This is a genomic window from Arthrobacter sp. BGA-UO-ETr-C19, from assembly GCF_059568005.1.
The window spans coordinates 151,677-170,229 of the sequence record NZ_JCAQPC010000018.1; the positions used below are offsets into that span (position 1 = coordinate 151,677).

The 18,553-nt window shown below is 66.9% G+C and carries 18 protein-coding genes; 4 read left to right on the top strand and 14 right to left on the bottom strand.

The genetic code is table 11. The features are described 5' to 3' along the window. Window positions 1–11 precede the first annotated feature (11 nt). The 7 genes from AC57BR_RS10715 to AC57BR_RS10745 form a co-directional block, all read right to left on the bottom strand. Window positions 12–230, bottom strand: a complete 219-nt coding sequence (locus tag AC57BR_RS10715; RefSeq protein ID WP_307101406.1) for a helix-hairpin-helix domain-containing protein — start codon at window positions 228–230, stop codon at window positions 12–14. Window positions 231–313: 83 nt separating this feature from the next. After that, window positions 314–874 carry a hypothetical protein gene (locus AC57BR_RS10720; protein WP_496360310.1) on the bottom strand — a complete coding sequence of 187 codons (561 nt, stop codon included), beginning with the start codon at window positions 872–874 and terminating at the stop codon, window positions 314–316. Further along, window positions 871–1,416, bottom strand: coding sequence for a DUF402 domain-containing protein (locus AC57BR_RS10725; protein WP_496360312.1), 546 nt, complete (start codon window positions 1,414–1,416; stop codon window positions 871–873). Before AC57BR_RS10725 ends, AC57BR_RS10720 begins: the two co-directional genes overlap by 4 nt. Then, the gene (gene dxs / locus AC57BR_RS10730; protein ID WP_496360314.1) at window positions 1,413–3,386 is read right to left on the bottom strand and encodes a 1-deoxy-D-xylulose-5-phosphate synthase; all 1,974 of its coding nucleotides are present in this window, start codon (window positions 3,384–3,386) and stop codon (window positions 1,413–1,415) included. The genes AC57BR_RS10725 and dxs overlap by 4 nt, the downstream gene beginning before the upstream one ends. A 139-nt stretch (window positions 3,387–3,525) precedes the next feature. Then, entirely contained in the window at window positions 3,526–6,351 is a 2,826-nt protein-coding gene (locus AC57BR_RS10735; protein WP_496360316.1) for an aconitate hydratase, read from the bottom strand. A gap of 149 nt (window positions 6,352–6,500) precedes the next feature. Beyond that, window positions 6,501–7,862, bottom strand: a complete 1,362-nt coding sequence (locus AC57BR_RS10740; protein WP_496360318.1) for a class I SAM-dependent RNA methyltransferase — start codon at window positions 7,860–7,862, stop codon at window positions 6,501–6,503. Then, entirely contained in the window at window positions 7,859–9,835 is a 1,977-nt protein-coding gene (locus AC57BR_RS10745; RefSeq protein ID WP_496360551.1) for an APC family permease, read from the bottom strand. Before AC57BR_RS10745 ends, AC57BR_RS10740 begins: the two co-directional genes overlap by 4 nt. A gap of 94 nt (window positions 9,836–9,929) precedes the next feature. On the opposite strand from AC57BR_RS10745, the gene AC57BR_RS10750 reads away from it, so the two are divergent. Together AC57BR_RS10750 and AC57BR_RS10755 are read left to right on the top strand one after the other, a co-directional pair. Beyond that, complete coding sequence (locus AC57BR_RS10750) at window positions 9,930–10,601, top strand: potassium channel family protein (RefSeq protein WP_003801606.1); 672 nt, start codon at window positions 9,930–9,932, stop codon at window positions 10,599–10,601. After that, complete coding sequence (locus AC57BR_RS10755) at window positions 10,602–11,432, top strand: potassium channel family protein (protein ID WP_496360321.1); 831 nt, start codon at window positions 10,602–10,604, stop codon at window positions 11,430–11,432. Here the strand turns inward: AC57BR_RS10755 and AC57BR_RS10760 are convergent. The 4 genes from AC57BR_RS10760 to dut form a co-directional block, all read right to left on the bottom strand. After that, window positions 11,402–12,157, bottom strand: coding sequence for a DUF3159 domain-containing protein (locus tag AC57BR_RS10760; RefSeq protein ID WP_496360323.1), 756 nt, complete (start codon window positions 12,155–12,157; stop codon window positions 11,402–11,404). The two genes, AC57BR_RS10755 and AC57BR_RS10760, sit on opposite strands and share 31 nt — an antisense overlap. Beyond that, window positions 12,154–12,483 carry a single stranded DNA-binding domain-containing protein gene (locus tag AC57BR_RS10765; protein ID WP_496360325.1) on the bottom strand — a complete coding sequence of 110 codons (330 nt, stop codon included), beginning with the start codon at window positions 12,481–12,483 and terminating at the stop codon, window positions 12,154–12,156. The genes AC57BR_RS10760 and AC57BR_RS10765 overlap by 4 nt, the downstream gene beginning before the upstream one ends. Next, entirely contained in the window at window positions 12,476–13,189 is a 714-nt protein-coding gene (locus AC57BR_RS10770) for a DUF3710 domain-containing protein (RefSeq protein WP_496360327.1), read from the bottom strand. Before AC57BR_RS10770 ends, AC57BR_RS10765 begins: the two co-directional genes overlap by 8 nt. Window positions 13,190–13,262: 73 nt before the next feature. Further along, window positions 13,263–13,847 (bottom strand): dUTP diphosphatase, encoded by a 585-nt coding sequence (gene dut, locus AC57BR_RS10775; RefSeq protein WP_496360329.1) that lies wholly within the window; start codon window positions 13,845–13,847, stop codon window positions 13,263–13,265. Between the two features lie 59 nt (window positions 13,848–13,906). On the opposite strand from dut, the gene AC57BR_RS10780 reads away from it, so the two are divergent. After that, window positions 13,907–14,395 (top strand): DUF3093 domain-containing protein, encoded by a 489-nt coding sequence (locus AC57BR_RS10780; protein ID WP_496360331.1) that lies wholly within the window; start codon window positions 13,907–13,909, stop codon window positions 14,393–14,395. Window positions 14,396–14,420: 25 nt separating this feature from the next. On the opposite strand, the gene AC57BR_RS10785 is transcribed toward AC57BR_RS10780, so the two are convergent. Further along, window positions 14,421–14,720: a DUF4193 domain-containing protein gene (locus AC57BR_RS10785; RefSeq protein WP_496360333.1), complete on the bottom strand. Its 300-nt coding sequence runs from the start codon at window positions 14,718–14,720 to the stop codon at window positions 14,421–14,423. A 259-nt stretch (window positions 14,721–14,979) separates the two neighbouring features. Here AC57BR_RS10785 and sepH point away from each other — a divergent pair, with 259 nt between their 5' ends. After that, the gene (gene sepH / locus AC57BR_RS10790; RefSeq protein ID WP_496360335.1) at window positions 14,980–16,506 is read left to right on the top strand and encodes a septation protein SepH; all 1,527 of its coding nucleotides are present in this window, start codon (window positions 14,980–14,982) and stop codon (window positions 16,504–16,506) included. Window positions 16,507–16,509: 3 nt separating this feature from the next. Here sepH and AC57BR_RS10795 read toward each other — a convergent pair whose 3' ends face one another. Both AC57BR_RS10795 and AC57BR_RS10800 read right to left on the bottom strand, forming a co-directional pair. Next, window positions 16,510–17,277 (bottom strand): thymidine kinase, encoded by a 768-nt coding sequence (locus AC57BR_RS10795; protein WP_496360337.1) that lies wholly within the window; start codon window positions 17,275–17,277, stop codon window positions 16,510–16,512. Next, window positions 17,270–18,553: an alkaline phosphatase family protein gene (locus AC57BR_RS10800; protein WP_496360339.1), complete on the bottom strand. Its 1,284-nt coding sequence runs from the start codon at window positions 18,551–18,553 to the stop codon at window positions 17,270–17,272. Before AC57BR_RS10800 ends, AC57BR_RS10795 begins: the two co-directional genes overlap by 8 nt.

Sequence of the window (18,553 nt, forward strand, 5' to 3'; positions counted from 1 at the left end):
CTTTCGCCCGCTCAGGCGGAGGCGAAGTCCAGGCCGTGCTCCTCCAGCGCATCCTGGAGCTGGGCCAGGGTCCGCGGGCAGATGCCCGGCAGCGCGGCCAGCTGGCGCCGGCCGAACTGCGCCAGCTGCTCAAGGGACTCCACGCCGGAGTGGGCGAGGATTCTGCGGTCGGGCGAGGCGAGGCCCCGCGGAAGCGGCGTGCGTCCCGGCTGGGCTGACTTCTTCGTCATGACGTTCTGCCTTCCTGGTGCTTTGACTGCTGTAGGTGCTGAACTGCTGTAGGTGCTGAACTGATTTAGAGGGTGAAGCTGGGTTAGAGGGTGAAGCTGGTCACCTGCTTGGGTGAGTGCTTGAGCTTAAGGGCTGAGGGGTCGCTGAAAGGGGCGGCTCCAATGCTCAGCTTGGTGAAGTCCAGGTCCTCGCCGCGGATGCAGACCTTGATCGCGTTTACGGCCTTGTTCACGTCCGGGCAGAGGCAGAAGATGTTGAGCTTGGCGTCGCTGAATTCCGAGCGGTCCACAATGCCCAGGCCGCGCCAGGCCAGGTGGCCGGAAAGTGCGTCCTTCGCCTTTTCCTCCAGGTAGCGGTCGCGGCTGGTGCCCTCCCTGGTCTTGAGTGCGTACTGGGCCACCACCCAGTACTGCTCCTCATCGGGAATCTCGGCGTAGCCGTCCTCGGTGCATGCCATCTCGAAGGCGTCCATCAGGCGGTCGGCGGCCTCGGCGTCCGGCACGTCGGTCTCCTGGGTCTTGCTCTGGTGGCCTACGGCGCCGTGGTTCATGACGAACTGGCCGTAGTCCTCGTCGTACCATGCTTCACGGAACAGCAGGGTCCCCTCGTCGTCGCGCTTGTAGACCCGGATAATTCCGCTCATGCCCGTCCTCTCGTAAACCAGGTGGTGTCGGTGCCGTCGAAGGGAGCATCCTGGCCCTTGACGGCAAGAAACAGGGCGTCGCACTCAGCCTGCATGGCGCGCACCAGCGTCTCAGGGTACTCCATGCGGAGCCGGTGCTCGGCGAACTCGTCCTCGTCGTCGACGAACACGCCGCGCTTCACTGAGCGGATCACGTCGAGGTCCATGTCGATGACATGGAATTCCGTCACGTCTGGCTTGATCCTGCGCCACTCATGGCCGGTGGCCAGGTCGACGTAGACGCGGAAGTCGCCGGGGTAGGTGTCGTCGTAGAAGGTGACCACGAACTCCCCGGTCCGCGGAACCAGGAGCACGGCATCGGATGCCGTGTAGAAGGCGGCGCCGGGGCGGGAGCAGAACTCATTGGCGGGCTGGAAAATCCACCAGCCGTGCCGGTCCTCGCCGAGGTACCTGCCGGGAACCACCCAGTGCGCCGAACCGTCCCATTTGCGGTTCCGGGACACCACCAGTTCGCCTGGCTGAAGGGAATCGGGCTCCCTCACAGTTTGGGCAGGCTTCCGGTGGTGGGGTGTTCCTGGCCCGGGAGCGGACGGGCGAACGGAACCTTGGTCCCCAGGACCTGGGCGACGACGTCGTGGGTGATCTGCTGGGCCGTAAGGCCTACCCGTTCCAGCACTTGGCTCCGGGTGCCGTGGTCCAGGAATTCGACCGGCAGGCCCACCTCGTTCAGGGCGGTATCCACGCCGGCGGCGCGCATCTCCTGGCGGATCCTGGACCCGACTCCCCCGGCCCGGACGCCGTCCTCGATGCAGATGACGAGGCGGTGCCTGGCGGCCAGGGCAATGATGGACTTCCTGACCGGGAGGACCCAGCGCGGATCCACGACGGTGGAGCTGATGCCCTGGGCGCCCAGCCGGTTGGCGACGTTCAGGGCCAGCTCGGACATGGCGCCCACGCTGACGATCAGGACATCGTTCTCGGTGGATCCGGCCGGGCGGCGGGACAGCACGTCCACGCCGTCGGCCAACCGCTCGATGGCCTCGACCTCGGCGCCGACGGTTCCCTTGGAATAGCGGATGACAGTGGGGGCGTCCTCAATGGCGACGGCCTCGCGGAGCTCCTCGCGGAGCCTGGTGGCGTCGCGCGGCGCGGCCAGGTGCAGCCCGGGAACGATCTGGACCATGGCCATGTCCCACATCCCGTGGTGGCTGGCGCCGTCGGGGCCGGTGACGCCGGCGCGGTCCAGGACAACTGTCACGCCGGCCTTGTGCAGGGCGACGTCCATAAGCAGCTGGTCGAAGGCGCGGTTGAGGAAGGTGGCGTAGACGGCCACCACGGGGTGCAGCCCGCCGAAAGCCATGCCCGCCGCGGAGGTGAGCGCGTGCTGCTCGGCGATGCCGACGTCGAACACGCGCTCCGGGTACCGTGCGGCGAACTTGTGCAGCCCGACCGGGATGAGCATGGCGCCGGTGATGCCCACGATGTCCTTGCGCTCATCGGCGATGGCGGCGATTTCATCAGCGAACACCGACGTCCAGGATTTGGCCCCGCCGGCTTCTGCGGGCTCGCCCGTTTCTGGGTCAATGACCCCGACGGCGTGGAACTGGTCCGCTTCGTGCGCGCGGGCAGGCGCGTACCCGTGGCCCTTCTCCGTCATGGCGTGCACGATGACCGGGCCGGCGAAGTTCCTGGCGGTGGAGAGGGCGTGTTCCATGGCCTGGAGGTTATGGCCGTCCACAGGGCCGATGTACTTCATGCCGAGGTCCTCGAACATGCCCTGCGGTGCCCACCAGTCCTTGATGCCCTTTTTCATGGCGTGCAGGCTCTTGTAGGTGAACTGGCCGGCGGGGCCGCCGTTCTGGAGCTTTTTCTTCCACCAGTCCAGGGCGCCTTCGTAGGCAGGTGCCGCGCGGAGGGAGTCGATGGTGGGGCGCAGGGACGCCAGGTAGTCGGCGAAGCCGCCGACGGTCGGGGCGTAGGAGCGGCCGTTGTCGTTCACCACAATCACAACACGGCGCTTCTTGTCCGCGGCGATGTTGTTGATGGCTTCCCAGGCCATGCCGCCGGTGAGGGCGCCGTCCCCGACGACGGCGACGACGTACCGGTCGCCGTCACCGGTCAGCTGGCGGGCGCGGGAAATGCCGTCGGCCCAGGACAGCGAGGATGAAGCATGGGAGCTTTCGACGATGTCGTGCTCGGACTCGGCGCGGTCCGGGTAGCCGGACAGGCCCCCCTGCTGGCGGAGGGTGCTGAAGTCGTGCCGCCCGGTGAGGAGCTTGTGCACGTACGACTGGTGGCCGGTGTCAAAGACGATGCTGTCGCGGGGCGAATCGAAGATCCGGTGCACCGCCATGGTCAGTTCGACGACGCCGAGGTTGGGACCAAGGTGCCCTCCCGTCTGGGAGACGTTGCCGATCAGGAATTCCCTGATCTCGGCGACCAGCTGATCCAGCTGCGCCGCAGACAACTTGCTCAGGTCCTGCGGATTCCGGATGGTCTCCAAGATTCCCAACGGCCCCTCCTTCGGCTGGTAGACATGCCTATTAACTGTAGCGCCTCCGCGCTGGCGGCAACGCAGAAGCCCCGGCCGGTCAGTTGACCGGCCGGGGCCTCATCGCACTGCATACCGGGGCTGGCCCGGCTAAATCCCGCTAGTTAGCGGAGATCTGGCGCAGGACGTACTGCAGGATGCCGCCGTTGCGGTAGTAGTCCGCTTCACCCGGGGTGTCAATGCGGAGCACTGCGTCGAAGGACTTGGTGGATCCGTCCTCGGCGGTGGCGGTGACCTTGAGGGTCTTGGGCGTGGTGCCTTCGTTCAGGGCGGTGACGCCCTCCACAGCGAAGGTTTCCGTGCCCGTCAGGCCCAGCGTGGCAGCGGATTCGCCGGCCGGGAACTGCAGCGGAAGAACGCCCATGCCGATGAGGTTGGAGCGGTGGATTCGCTCGTAGCTCTCAGCAATAACGGCCTTGACGCCCAGCAGTGCCGTGCCCTTGGCTGCCCAGTCACGGGACGAACCGGAGCCGTACTCCTTGCCGGCCAGGACCACCAGCGGGGTGCCGGCTGCCTGGTAGTTCTGTGCGGCGTCGTAGACGTAGGCCTGCGGGCCGTCAGCCTGGGTGAAGTCGCGGGTGAAGCCACCCTCCACGCCGTCCAGGAGCTGGTTCTTGATGCGGATGTTCGCGAACGTGCCGCGGATCATGACCTCGTGGTTGCCACGGCGCGAGCCGTAGGAGTTGAAGTCCTTGCGCTCCACGCCGTTGGCCAGCAGGTACTGGCCGGCGGGGGTGTCCGACTTGAACGAGCCGGCCGGGGAGATGTGGTCGGTCGTGACAGAGTCGCCGAGCTTGAGCAGCACGCGGGCACCGGCGATGTCCTGCACGGGCTCCGGCTGGGCCTTCATGCCCTCGAAGTACGGGGGCTTCCGGACGTACGTGGACTTCTCGTCCCAGGCGAAGGTGTCGCCGGCGGGGGTGTCGAGCGCCTTCCAGCGGTCGTCGCCCTCGAAGACGCCCTCGTAGCCCTTGGCGAACATCTCCTTGTCGATGGAGGAGTCGATGACTTCCTGGACCTCCACCGGGTTGGGCCAGATGTCCTTCAGGAAGACGTCGTTGCCTGCTTCGTCCTTGCCCAGAGGGTCGGTTTCGAAGTCGAAGTCCATGGAACCGGCCAGGGCGTAGGCGATGACCAGCGGCGGGGAGGCCAGGTAGTTCATCTTGACGTCCGGGTTGATGCGGCCTTCGAAGTTGCGGTTGCCCGAGAGCACCGCGCTGACGGCGAGGTCGTTGGCCTGGATGGCCTCGGAGATCTCGGTTTCCAGCGGACCGGAGTTGCCGATGCAGGTGGCGCAGCCGTAGCCCACGATGTAGAAGCCGAGCTTCTCCAGGTACGGGGTCAGGCCCGACTTCTCGTAGTAGTCGGTGACCACCTTGGAACCGGGGGCGACAGAGGTCTTGACCCACGGCTTGGCGGTGAGGCCCTTGTTCACGGCGTTGCGGGCCAGCACGGCGGCGGCAAGCATGACCGACGGGTTGGACGTGTTGGTGCACGAGGTGATCGACGCGATGGTCACCGCTCCGTGGTCCAAGTCGAACTCGCGGCCGTCCTCCATCTTCACGGCGACGGGGCTGGAGGTGCGGCCCTCGGCACCGTGCGCGGCGGAGTACTTCGGCGGAACGCGGTCGCTGTCGGTCACGTGCGTGGCGCCGGTGGTGAACGAGGGCGGGTCGGAAGCCGGGAAGGATTCCTCCAGCGACTCATCCAGCGAGCCGGCGTCGGCGTCGTGGGTGACGTAGTTCTTGAGGTCGTGGCGGAACTCGTCCTTGGCCTCGGTCAGCTCGATGCGGTCCTGCGGACGCTTCGGGCCGGCGATCGACGGAACCACAGTGGAGAGGTCCAGCTCAAGGTACTCGGAGAAGCGCAGTTCGCGGGACGGATCGTGCCAGAGGCCCTGCTCCTTGGCGTATGCCTCCACCAGTGCAACGTTCTCCTCGGGCCGGCCGGTGAGGCGCAGGTAGTCGAGGGTGACGTCGTCGATCGGGAACATGGCAGCCGTGGAGCCGAACTCCGGGCTCATGTTGCCGATGGTGGCGCGGTTGGCCAGCGGCACCGCGGCAACGCCTTCGCCGTAGAACTCCACGAACTTGCCCACAACACCGTGCTTGCGCAGCATCTCGGTGATGGTGAGCACCACGTCGGTGGCGGTGGCACCGGCAGGAATGCTGCCGCTGAGCTTGAAGCCGACCACGCGCGGGATGAGCATGGAAACCGGCTGGCCGAGCATGGCCGCCTCGGCTTCGATGCCGCCGACTCCCCAGCCGAGCACGCCCATGCCGTTCACCATGGTGGTGTGCGAGTCGGTGCCGACGCAGGTGTCGGGGTAGGCGCGCAGGGCGCCGTCAACGGTGCGGGTCATGATGGTGCGGGCCAGGTATTCGATGTTGACCTGGTGCACGATGCCGGTTCCCGGCGGGACAACCTTGAAGTCGTCGAACGCGGTCTGGCCCCAGCGCAGGAACTGGTAGCGCTCACCATTGCGCTGGTATTCGATCTCCATGTTGCGCTCCAGTGCGCCGGAGTTACCGAAAACGTCGATCTGGACGGAGTGGTCAATAACCATCTCGGCCGGAGCAAGCGGGTTCACCCTCTTCGGATCGCCGCCGAGCTCCTTGACTGCCTCGCGCATGGTGGCAAGGTCCACCACGCAGGGAACACCAGTGAAGTCCTGCATGATCACGCGGGCGGGCGTGAACTGGATTTCGGTGTCGGGCTGGGCATTCGGGTCCCATCCTGCCAGGGCGCGAACGTGATCGGCGGTGATGTTCGCGCCGTCCTCGGTCCTTAGCAGGTTTTCAAGCAATACCTTAAGGCTGAACGGAAGGGTTTCTGAACCTTCAACGGAGTTCAACCGGAAAATTTCGTATTCGGTTCCGGCAACATCAAGTTTGCCTTTTGAACCGAAGCTGTCCACAGTGCTCATCGCAGGACTCCTCTCGCAACAGTTTCATCTTTGTCGCGCGGTTGACCGCTTGCTAGTTAGGACACCCTAATTAGTGCCGGTCGCATCAAACTGCATGGTCAGCCGGGAACACGGGCGCGACAGGGGCTACACGGCCCATAGTAGTGGCATCAGCCGCGGGGAGTCAGCAGTGCGACAGTCTCGAGGTGGTGCGTGTGCGGATACAGGTCGAAGGCCCGCAGCCCAGCCAGCTGCCAGCCGCCCTGCTGGAAGTAACCAATGTCGCGTGCGAACGACGACGGGTCGCAGGAAACGTACGCGATTGCCCGGGGTTTCGAGTCAATCAGCTGGCTGACCACGGCCTTGCCCGCGCCGGCGCGCGGCGGGTCGAGAATGAGGGCGTCGAACTGGCGGGGCCGCTGCCGCAGCACCCGTTCCACTTTGCCCTGCACGATCTCCACCTGCGGTGAACCGTGCAGGTTCTTCCGGGCGTCCCGGCTGGTGCCGGGGGCTCCCTCCACCGACAGGACGGACCCGGTCTCCCCCACCGCGTCAGCCAGCGGGGCCGTGAACAGGCCGGCACCGGCATAGAGGTCCGCCACCGCGGCGCCGGGTTCCAGGAATCCGCCGTCGTGCAGGAAGCCGGTGACGGCACCCACCAGGGTTTCCGGTGCGTCGCGGTGGATCTGCCAGAACCCCGCACCCGTAACCCGGTACTCGTGGCCGGCCGCAGATTCCTGCACCCAGGTCCGGCCGCGGAGCTGCAGGGTCTCATTCTTGAGAGGATCGTAACTCGCCACGGACACGTCCGCGGGAAGCTGGGACAGGATGGAGTTCAGCCGTTTGGCGCGGGTCCCGGGGGCGGGGGCCAGCAGCACGAGCGGCCGCGTTCCGTTGGCGGGCGCGGCCACCTCCACCCGCTCGATGCCCTGAAGGTCCACGTCCCAGAGCCGCAGGGCGTTGATCCCGTCGACGGCCAGCGGCATTTCCTGGACGGGAATCACCTGGTCGGAGCGGTGGGCGTGCATGCCGAGCCGGCCGCTCTGGGTGACGCCAAAGCTGGCGCGCGTGCGCCACGCAAGGCCCGGCACGCCGTCGCCCGTATTTTCGGCCTTTACGGTACCGGCGGGTTCCACCTCAGGGGAGAGTTCGACGGCGGCCAGCCGCTTTAGCTGTTCGGCCAGCACCTCCGATTTGAGGCTCCGTTGGCGCTGCAGCGACACGTGGCCAAGTTCGGCGCCGCCGACCGGCGGGCGTCCGTGCGCCCATGAGCTGGCAGAATCGGCGGTCCGCCAGAAGTGCGGCACCCGGTCCGGCGAAGCATCCAGGACCTCCACGACGTCCGCGCGCCAGAACTTGGCCTTCTCTTCGGCGTCGGTGAGCCGGACCCGCACCCGCTCCCCCGGAATGCCATGGCGGACGAAGACCACGCGGCCCTCGTGGCGGGCCACACAGTGTCCGCCGTGGGCCACGGGGCCGACGTCGACAACCAGTTCGAGTCCGGTGGAGGTGGTCTGGGTGTCCGAACTCATTGAATGTCCTGCAGTCTCTTGGCTTCTTCGGATGATTTGAGCTGCCAGGGAACGCTGGCAACCATGACGCCCGGCTCAAAGTGGAGCCGGGTCTTGATGCGGAGGGCTGTCTGGTTGTGCACCAGCTGCTCCCACCATTTACCCACGACGTACTCAGGGATGTAGACCACGATCAGATCGCGGGGCGAATCCCGGCGCATGTTCTTGATGTAGTCCATGATCGGTGTGACCGTCTCGCGGTAGGGGCTGGCCAGGATGGTCAGCGGGACCGGGATCTCCAGTTTCTCCCAGTCGGCGAGGGTGTGCGCTGTTTCCTCGGCGTTGATGTCCACCGTAATGGCGTCCAGCCGCGACGGCCGGGAGGCACGGGCGTAGGCCAGCGCCCGGAGCACGGGCTTGCGGACATGGGACACCAGCAGCACGGCGTGCACGCGGGTGGGCAGGGCACGGGGAGAGGAATCCTCGTCGACCGCCAGTTCCTTGGCCACGTTGTCGTAGTGGGCGCGGATGCTCCACATGATGAGGAACAGCACGACCATGGCGAGCAGGGCAATCCAGGCCCCCTGCTCAAACTTGGTGATCAGCACGATCACCAGCACCAGCGCGGTCATGCCGAAGCCGACCATGTTGATGGTGCGCGACTTGAAAATCCGGCGCCGGACGGCCTTGTCCTTCGCCAGTTTCAGCTCGCGGCCCCAGTGCCGGACCATGCCCAGCTGGCTGGCAGTGAACGAGATGAAAACACCGACGATATACAGCTGGATGAGCTTGGTCACGTCCGCGTTGAACGCAAGGATGAGCACGAGCGCCCCTGCGGCCAGGGCGAGCACGCCGTTGCTGAAGGCGAGCCGGTCGCCGCGGGTGCGCAGCTGCCGGGGCAGGTAGCCGTCCTGGGCAAGGATGGAGCCGAGCACCGGAAAGCCGTTAAAGGCTGTATTGGAGGCAAACACCAGGATGACGCCGGTGGCCGCGACCACTATGTAGAACGGAATGGACCCGGCGCCGAAGATGGTCTGGGCAATCTGGCTGATGGCCGGGTTCTGGATATAGCCCTCGGGCAGCGGCTGGCCGTTGAGCAGGAACTCGGTGGCCGGGTCCAGCACGATATGCACCTTGGTGGCGTTGGCCAGGTAGATGATCCCTGCCAGCATGGCCGAGGCGATGATCCCGAGCAGCAGCAGCGTGGTGGCCGCGTTCTTGCTCTTGGGCTTCTGGAAGTTCGGCACGCCGTTGCTGATGGCTTCCACACCGGTCAGGGCGGCGGCGCCGGAGGAAAAGGCGCGCAGCAGCAGGAATGCGCCGGCGAGGCCCACGAGTCCCTCGTCGAAGCCGGGTGCGGGGACAATCGTGAACGCGGCCGACGGCGCCTGGCCCAGCTGGCCGGTCACGGCCTGGAAAATTCCGACGACGGTCATGCCCAGGATGGAGGCCATGAAGATGTACGTCGGCACCGCGAAAACGCTGCCGGCTTCCTTGATGCCGCGCAGGTTGACGAGCGCCAGGACCACTACGCCGACGGTGGCGATCATGGCCTGCTGTCCGTGGAGCGAAGGGATCGCAGTGGTGAGGTAGGTGGCTGCGGAGGACATGGACACGGCGACAGTCAGGACATAGTCCACCAGCAGGGCGGACGCCACCGTCAGCCCCGCGTACTTGCCCAGGTTTTCGTTGGCGATCTCGTAGTCCCCGCCGCCGGAAGGGTAGGCGTGGACGTTTTGCCGGTAGGACGCCACGACCGTGAGCAGGACCACCATGACGGCGAGGCCCACGAGCGGGGAAATGGTCACCGCGCTCACGCCGGCCAGGGCCAGCGTGAGGAGAATCTCATCTGGGGCATAGGCCACGGAGGACAATGCATCCGAGGCGAAGATGGGCAGCGCGATCCTCTTCGGCAGGAGGGTGTGGGCCATCCTGTCGTTCCGGAAGGGCCTTCCCACCAGCACGCGCTTCACGGCATTCAGAATTGTCAGCACCACACAAAGTTAGTCTGATTCGCACGCGATGTCATGGCAGGTTTCCGGCGGTAGAGTCTTACGGAGCAGTCGGCGAGAGTTGAGGAGAGAACGCGTGGCGCACTTCGTGATCATGGGTTGTGGACGCGTCGGGGCCACCTTGGCGCACACGCTCGAGGATGCCGGCCATTCCGTGGCCATCATCGACCAGGACGACCGCGCCTTCCGCCGCCTCCGCTCGGGCTTCACCGGCCGGAAAGTCACCGGAGTCGGCTTTGACCGCGACACGCTGAAGCAGGCGGGCGTCGCAGATGCCTATGCGTTTGCGGCCGTGTCCAGCGGCGACAACTCCAACATCCTGGCAACCAGGGTGGCGCGCGAGACGTTCCACGTACCGCACGTGGTGGCCCGCATCTACGATCCCGGCCGCGCCGAGATCTACCAGCGCCTGGGCATCCCCACAGTGGCCGCGGTGCGCTGGAGCGCCGACCAGGTCCTGCGCCGCATCCTTCCCGAACAGCACCTTGCCGGGGACTTCCGCGACCCATCCGGCCGCCTCGTGCTGGCCGAACTCGACCTCCACCCGGAATGGGTGGGCCATCCGGTGTCCTCCATCGAAAAGGTGGCCGACGTCCGGGTTGCCTACCTGACCAGGTTCGGCGAGGGAATGCTGCCCGCTGCGGGCACCTCCTACCAGGACGGCGATACGGTGCATGCCATGCTGCGGGTGGACCGCTCATCCGAAGTCGCCCACATCCTCGCCAAAGCACCCGCCAAGGAGTCCTAAGTGAAAGTCGTCATCGTCGGGGCCGGAAGCGTCGGCTCCTCGATCGCCCGTGAGCTGCTGGCCCACAAGCACGAGATCCTGCTCATTGACCTCAAGCCCGAAGTGATCGGGCGCAGCGGCCTGCGCGGGGCGCACTGGCTGGTGGGCGATGCCTGCGAGCTGAGCACCCTGCAGGACGCGAAGCTCGAGGACGCAGACGTGGTGGTATCGGCGACGGGCGATGACAAGGTGAACCTCGTTGTCTCGCTGCTGGCCAAGACCGAGTTCGGCATCGGGCGCACCGTGGGCCGGGTGAACAACCCGAAGAACGACTGGATGTTCAATGACTCCTGGGGTGTGGACGTTGCGGTGAACACGCCGCAGCTCATGACGGCCCTGGTGGAGGAGGCCGTGGAAATCGGCGACCTGGTCCGGCTCCTGACTCTGCAGACGGGCGTGTCTTCCATCGTCGAGTTCACGGTGCCGCATGACTCCCACGCCATCGGGCTGACGGTGGGCGACATCGACTGGCCGGAGGACTCCACGCTGGTGGCCATCCTGCGGGACCAGGCACCGATCACGCCCAGCCGGGACGACGTCATCGACGGTGGCGACGAACTGTTTTTTGTCACCACCATCGCGGCCGAGGACCAGTTGCGCGAACTGCTGTCGCCCAGCTCAAGCGACGGACAGGGTTCAAGCGACGCGCAGGCGTCAGGCGACGGGCGCGCACGGGACGAGGTCCCGGCGTCGGCCGTTTCGTCAGAGGAAGGCGCCCCGGCAACCCCGGCCCGGGCGACTGGAGGCCCGGCGGCCGCAGATCAGCCGGATGACGACGGCTTCGACGGCTGACCGTCAGGCGTTGCCGCCGGCCGCGTAACCAGCCAGGCGATCCACACGCCGAGGATGTACAGCGGCGCACCCATGATGAGCCTGGTGGTGGCCAGCGCCGCCAACCCGTCCGGACCCATCAGGTACAGGGGAACCTGCACCAGCAGGCGCAGCACCAGCACACTGACGATGATCCACGTGCCCAGCCGGTAGGCGCGGACGCGGACCGGGTCCTTGCGCCAGTCCAGGCCTTCATTGCGGATAAACCCGAACAGCAGTCCGGCGATCGGCCAGCGGACGGCGATGGAGATGACCATCGCCACAATGTAGGCCGTGTTCGTCAGGAATCCCGGAAGGTAGAAGTCCTCGGCCTTGCCCGTGGTGTTGGCGAGCCAGGCCGAGATGCCAACACCGACGACGCCGGCCAGCGCCTGGGTCAGCGGGCGGCGCTGCACCAGCCGGACCACGGTAAAAACGGCGGCGGTGCCCAGCGCGGCAATGAGCGACGGCGTCAGCGCGGTGGTGGCGGTGAAGGCGACCAGGAAGACCAGGCCGGGCAGGATGCTCTCTGCGATTCCCTGGTACCCGCCGGCGCTCTTCAGGACGTCGATGCGGCCGTCGTGAGTGCGGTGCAGCCCAGCCTTGGACGCATAGTCCTCGGCCAGCCCCGCAAAACCCGGGTTCTCGGGCGCAGGTTTGGGTTCTTCGCGGCCCGGTCCCGAATCGGGGTTCTCAGGCAAAGTCATTGGTTCTCCTGGCGGGACAGTATCTCGTAGCGGGGGTTGAACATGGTGGGCATACCTTCCTTAACGGTAAGCATGCCGTCGAGCCTGAGTTCCGTCCCGGCGTCGATTCCCGGAATGCGGCGGCGGCCCAGCCAGATGACCCGCAGCCGCCCGCGCCGCTCCGTGACCGGGGCGTCGTGGTCCGAGACGATGGCCGTGAAGGCTGCCACCTCCGACGGGGGCGCGTAGGTCACCGACTCGATAAATCCGTGGCACAGGACGCGCCCGCGCTCGGGCAGCCCGCGGATGGGTACCGCTTGGTCCTGCGGGCCGCCTGCATCAACCAATCTGGGTGATCTCCGGCCCGCGCTCGGGCTGCTCCAGGTCCGGCGCTGCGGGGGGCACGGATCCCGCGGCGTCCTTGGGCAGGCGCAGCTGCAACAGGTCCCTCGGCGGCATGGGGTTCTCGCCCCGGATGACCACGATCTTCCGGAACAGGTCCTCGAGGCCGGCGGCCGCTTCACGGTCCAGCGCGGCCTGGCCGCCGAAAACGCCGCGCAGGAACCAGCGGGGGCCGTCGACGCCGACGAAGCGGGCGACCCGGTAACCCTGGCTGCCGTCCGGGGCGCCGGCCGGGAGCTTGGCCATGAGTTCGACGCCGTAGTCCCCCGGGATCTCCTCAACCTGGCCGCCCTGGCCGCCGACGGACTGCCCGATCTGCTCCCGGATCTCATCCCAGAGCCCTTCGGAACGGGGCGCGGCAAACGCCTGCAGCTGCAGGCTCGACCCCTCGAGGTCCATGGTTACGGCGACGACGCGCTGTGTTGCTTCCTCGACTTCAAGCCGGAGCTGGAGTCCGTCGCGGGGTGCAATGAGCAGGGCGCCGAGGTCCACATAGCCGTCGCGGCTGCTGATCTCGGAGACGTCGAAGGGGCCGTTGGCCCTGCGGTCATCCGCAGCATTCCCGGCCGGATCCGGGGTGCTGTCCTCCTGGACGTCCTCCGGCTCTGCCGATTCGTGCTTCTTGGCTTTCTTGCCCCGCCCAAAAACCATGCGTTGTCTCCTTAGTTGTGATCATGTCGCGCGCCCGGAAGGGCGGGTGTGCAGCCCAGCGGGTGTTGAGCCGCTACGTGCCCGGAACGGCAAACCCGCCTGTGGAGCCGAACCCGCCGGCACCGCGGACAGAGTCGTTCAGCTCACCCACGGCGACGAACTGCGCGTGCTCCACGCGCTGGATCACCATCTGTGCAATTCTATCGCCGCGCCGCAGTTCTATGGCCTGGTCGCGGTCGGTGTTGAGCAGGGTCACCGCGATCTCCCCCCGGTAGCCGGCGTCGACGGTTCCCGGTGCGTTCACGACCGTGAGCCCGTGCTTGGTGGCAAGGCCCGAGCGGGGGTGGATCAGGGCCACAAAGCCATCCGGCAGGGCGATGGATACACCGGTGGGGACGAGCCGCCGCTCGCCCGGCTCGAGCACCACATCTTCGCGGGCCCGCAGGTCCGCACCGGCGTCACCGGGGTGGGCGTACGACGGAGCCTCCAGGCCGTCGTCGAGCATTTTCAGCTGCACCTGCACCGTGGGTGCTCCGAACTCTGCCCTGGGCGGCTGCGCAGCGGCGGCACTCGCGGGGGGCTGCTGCACTGTTGGGATCTGCTGCGCTGCGGGCGCCTGCTGCGCCAGGGATGTCATGGCCGTTGATTCGTCAGTCACAGTCCCTCACTCTATCGCCCGCGCGGCTCCTCCTCATACTGGCCACTAAGCTTGGGGGCATGCCCGAATCAAGCGCCGCCGTCCCCGCCCGCAACCCGTCTTCACCGGACGAAACCGTAATTTTCTCCGAAAAGCTGTGGCCCGGCGCGTGGATCTGGGTGGTTGCAGTGGGCATCGCATCGGCAGGCATCCTGGTCTTCGCCCCCATCAGCATGGCCGCCGGTTTCACGGCAGCGGCTGTGCTGTTCGCCATCGAGGCAGTGCTGCTGGTCCTGTCCACGCCGTCAGTGGCGGTGACCACACGGACCCTGCAGGTGGGCCGGGCCAGCATCGGACGCAACCTGATCGGCGCGGCGGCGGCGTACCGCGGCAAAGAAGCAACGGCAGAGCGCGGCACGCGCCTGAACGGTCTGGCCTATCTCTGCATTCGGGGGTGGATTGACCCGGTGGTCAGGATCGAGATCGCCGACCCGTCGGACCCCACACCGTACTGGCTGACCTCCACGCGGCGTCCGGAAGAACTCGTCGCCGCTCTGACCGGCAAGTAGCCGCGCTTAGCCTTCACAGTCGCGCCTACCCTTCACAATCGCGGCAGTACAGCAGCCCGTTCTTTTCCCGGGCTATCTGGGAGCGGTGCCGGACCAGGAAGCACGAGGCACACGTGAACTCGTCGGCCTGGGCGGGCATAACGCGGACCATGAGCTCCTCGCCGGACAGGTCGGCTCCGGGCAGCTCGTAGCCTTCGGCGAGGTCGGACTCGTCCTCCTCGACCACTGCCGTGGGTTTCTCGGCACGGCGGGTCTTCAGCTCCTCAATCGAGTCCTCGCTGAGGTCCTCTTCGGACTTCCGCGGCGCATCATAATCAGTCGCCATGGCCTGCTGCTCACACTCCGTTGAATCGCTCGAATGATTCATCCGGGACAACGCCGGACGAACCTGGTTTGTGCCCGGTACGCGCTCATTTTTCTCCACGCCGCACGGAAAAGCCATAGCCGGATCCAACGCCTCCCACGGGCCTCCACCGGCCGCCCAAAACTCCCGGAATTTCGCGGCGCGCCCTCCGTCCTAACGGGAAAAGACAGTGCGGGGTGGCAGAGTTTCGAATGATAGTAATGCCAGGGTGGAGGATTGTATGCAGGATCTACGGCTTGTAGGCGTCCACGACGACGGGGAGCATCTCCTGTTAAGCGGCACCGGTAGCGCAATGTTCCGGCTACCGATCAGTGAGGCGCTCAGGCTGGCTGCCAGCCGGCCCTCTGCGCGCCCGTCCGCGGGTGCCCCCGTGGCCATGTCTCCCCGCGACATCCAGGCGAAAATCCGCAGCGGTTCCACTGCTGCCGAGGTTGCCGCCGCATCCGGCATGCCGCAGGAAAAGGTCGAGCGGTACGAAGGGCCGGTCCTGGCCGAACGCGCGTATATTGCGCAGCAGGCCCAGAAAGTGGAGGTCGCCTCCCCCGCCCCGGGGCACGACGTCTACCGTTCGGCTTTCGGCGACAACCCCGCCACCCTCGGCGACATGGTGACCCACCGGCTTACCGCCCACGGTATCCAGTCCTCCACACTGGAATGGGATTCATGGCGCCGTCCGGACGGCACCTGGACCGTAGTGGCCAAGTTTGAAGCCGCCCCCGGCAGCCACGCGAGCATCGGCGAGGAACCTCCCGCGATGTGGACGTTCAATCCCACCCGGAAATCCCTGCAGAACGCGAACCGCTGGGCGCAGCAGCTCAGCGAGCTTGAGCCCCTGGACGGACCTGTGCCGGCCCGCCGGCTTTCGGCGGTGTCCGACAGGCCGTTCGACTTCGAAACCGACGCAGAGGCGGCGGCCCGCACCGGCTTTGCAGCCGGCACGGGAACAGCCACGGAGCAGCAGAAAGACCCGGACGGCCTGCTGGACATGCTGCGTTCGCGGCGCGGCCAGCGGCTCGGCGTGGATGAGGACAGCGACGACGCCCTGGCGCTGCTGCTGGCAAACGGCGTTCCGGCCGCCCACCCTCGGGCAGAGGAGACGCCTGCGGACACTGAGGCCGCATCATCGGCGGACAACCCGGCGCATCCAGGTGATTCAGCCCATCCCGGCACTTCGGCCCATCCCCATAGTTCGGCCCAGGACGGTTCGGAACAGGATCCTGAGTCCGAACTGCAGGAGACCGACGACGACGCCGAGGTTCCGGCGGCGGAGTTCACGCTGGCCCGACGCCGTGACGGCCGACCCTCGATGGTTTCCCGCCTCAACCTGGTGCCCCGGCATGAGGACACTGAGGACGAGTCACTGAAGCTTCACGACGGCGTCAGCACCCACACGCGTGAGATCACCATAGTGCCCGGTCAGCCAGCCTCAGCAAAGCACAGTCCGGCCAAGCCTGAGGATCCGGCCTCACCTGCGGCGCAGTCCCCCGGCCCGGTTACCGGCCGGCCTGCGCCTGCCAACCCGGGGCTGGACGAGCTCCTGGGCCGCGGCAATGCCCGCCGCCGCCTTGAGGGGAACCGGCTTGAGGGGAACCGGCTTGAGGGAAGCCGCGTCGACGGGGCCCGTCCGCAGTCTGGCCAGGGGACGTCCCGCGCCGATCAGGAGGAACCGGAACGCCAGCCATCCCGGCCGAAGCGCTCAAGTGTCCCCAGCTGGGACGAAATCGTCTTCGGGACCCGCGGGGACTGAGTACTAGCTCCAGGCCCCTTTACCGGCACTGGCCCCTCCACTGGCGCTGGTATTTCCACCTGCACCGTGCCATAGGCAGGCGTCCACCTCGAACGGGAGCAACTCGTCCTGCTGGGCGATGATGCTGGCGCCGTGCGCGGTGACCCGGCGCATGAAATGCCGCCGGCACAGCGTTTCGTAGCCCACAACCGGCACATAGCCTGCATCGCCGTCGGGATCGCCGGCCGCAGGATCAATGGCCATGTCCACATCGCCGACCACCACCTGGGCGCCTTCGGTGACCATCACGCCGTCGACCGTCCTGGCGTTATGGGTGGCCCGCCGGCCGCACCAGCACAACGCTTCAACCTGCAGGACCTGCACGCGGTCCGCGAGTTCAATCAGGCGCTGCGAACCCGGGAAGAGGCGGGTCCGGAAGTCCGCGGTGATGCCAAAGGCAAAGACGTCCACCCCGATCTCGTCCACTACGCGCGCCAGCTGCTCCACCTGGGCGGCTGAATAGAACTGTGCCTCGTCGCAGATGAGGTAGTCCACGCGAATCCCCTGGGTGCGGCGGAGCACCACTTCGTCCCAGAAATCCGTGGTGTCGACGACTTCCACGGCCTCGGTCTGCAGCCCCAGGCGGCTGGAGATCCGGGAGTCGCCGGCGCGGTCGTTGCGGCTGAACCGCACGCCGCCGCGGCCGCGGGCGTGGTGGGTGTAGTCCATCTGCAGGGCGAGGGTGGACTTGCCAGAGTCCATGGTTCCGGAGAAAAAGACGAGCTCAGCCACGGGATCCCCGGCGGCCCGCCGTCCTTCCGGAACCTGCGTTGCCTGCGGCTGCCTTACCGGAAGCCTGGAAACTGAGCAGCGGGACTTCGCGTTCGGCCTTGGTCAGGGAACCATGCTGGCCCACAACCTCCATGGCCGTCGGACGTACCCGGCGCGTGTCGTAGAAAGCCAGCGCGTCCCGGGCTGCCACCATCACATGGCCCAGCCGTCCCGTGACCTCGGGCCGCACCGCACCGAAGAGCCCTGCGGCCACGGCTTCCTCCCGGGTGAACGCCCAGATCCGCTCGCCAAAGCGGGCGCGCCAGGCCGCCAGGAGCCGCTCCTTCGCGGCATCGCCGGCGTCGTCCTCCAGGTACAGGTGCACCATGCGCGGTTCCCCGGCGGTGTGGCGGACACCGTCCACGAGGGCGGGGTCGGCGGCGTAATCGATGCGCTGTGATTCAGGAACGTCCAGCATCCCGTGGTCGGCCGTCACCAGCACTGTGGTTCCGGGCGGGAGTGATGCATCAAGGCGCTTGACCGTGGCGTCCAGCTCCTCGAGCTGGTGCTCCCACTGCGGCGACTGTGCGCCGTACCGGTGGCCGGCCTTGTCCAGGTCGTTCACGTAAAAGTACATGAGGGCGGACTCCCCGTCAGCCATCGCTTCGGCAGCCGCCGCAGAGCGGGCGTGCGAAGTGGTGCCGGAGACGAATGCACCGCCGCGCAGCGCTGCCTGGGTCATGGGCGACCCGCCGAACTGCGGCAGGCTGACGGTGGTGACCGCCACGTGTTCGGAAGCACGTTCAAAGACCGTGGGGAACGGCTGCCACAGCTGCGGGTCGACGGCGGCATCCCAGTTGCCCAGCATGTTGACCACCTTGTCCTGCGCCGGATCAAGGACGTCGTAGCCCACCAGTCCGTGCTGGCCGGGCGCGAGTCCGGTGCCAAGGCTGGCCAGGGAGGCTGCGGTGGTGGAAGGGAAGGCGGCATCCAGCCAGACAGGGACGGCCCCCTGGCCCTGCTGCAGGACGCCGCGGAGGAAGGGAGTATGCGCGGTCTTCTGCTTAAGCAGGCTGCGGCCCAGCCCGTCGGCCAGGACTACGCACACGCGCTTGGCCTGCGGGAGGCCCAGCACGTTCTCGAAGCCCGGTACACCAAGGCTGGCTGCGGCGCTGCCCAGCACCTCGGCCACGGAGCGGAGGCCGTAGGCAGGTGCGGCCGGCAACCCGCTTACGGCAGGGCCGGATTCCGTGGTTGCTGGTGCGGAGTCTGAAGCTTGGTTTTCCTGCTCCCGCAT

Coding starts and splice junctions, on each gene's coding strand:
- AC57BR_RS10800 (WP_496360339.1), bottom strand. CDS start 18,553: ATGCGGGAGCAGGAAAACCAAGCTTCAGACTCCGCACCAGCAACCACG.
- AC57BR_RS10785 (WP_496360333.1), bottom strand. CDS start 14,720: ATGGCGACTGATTATGATGCGCCGCGGAAGTCCGAAGAGGACCTCAGC.
- AC57BR_RS10770 (WP_496360327.1), bottom strand. CDS start 13,189: ATGGTTTTTGGGCGGGGCAAGAAAGCCAAGAAGCACGAATCGGCAGAG.
- AC57BR_RS10760 (WP_496360323.1), bottom strand. CDS start 12,157: ATGACTTTGCCTGAGAACCCCGATTCGGGACCGGGCCGCGAAGAACCC.
- AC57BR_RS10720 (WP_496360310.1), bottom strand. CDS start 874: ATGAGCGGAATTATCCGGGTCTACAAGCGCGACGACGAGGGGACCCTG.
- AC57BR_RS10715 (WP_307101406.1), bottom strand. CDS start 230: ATGACGAAGAAGTCAGCCCAGCCGGGACGCACGCCGCTTCCGCGGGGC.
- AC57BR_RS10740 (WP_496360318.1), bottom strand. CDS start 7,862: ATGAGTTCGGACACCCAGACCACCTCCACCGGACTCGAACTGGTTGTC.
- AC57BR_RS10735 (WP_496360316.1), bottom strand. CDS start 6,351: ATGAGCACTGTGGACAGCTTCGGTTCAAAAGGCAAACTTGATGTTGCC.
- sepH (WP_496360335.1), top strand. CDS start 14,980: ATGCAGGATCTACGGCTTGTAGGCGTCCACGACGACGGGGAGCATCTC.
- AC57BR_RS10780 (WP_496360331.1), top strand. CDS start 13,907: ATGCCCGAATCAAGCGCCGCCGTCCCCGCCCGCAACCCGTCTTCACCG.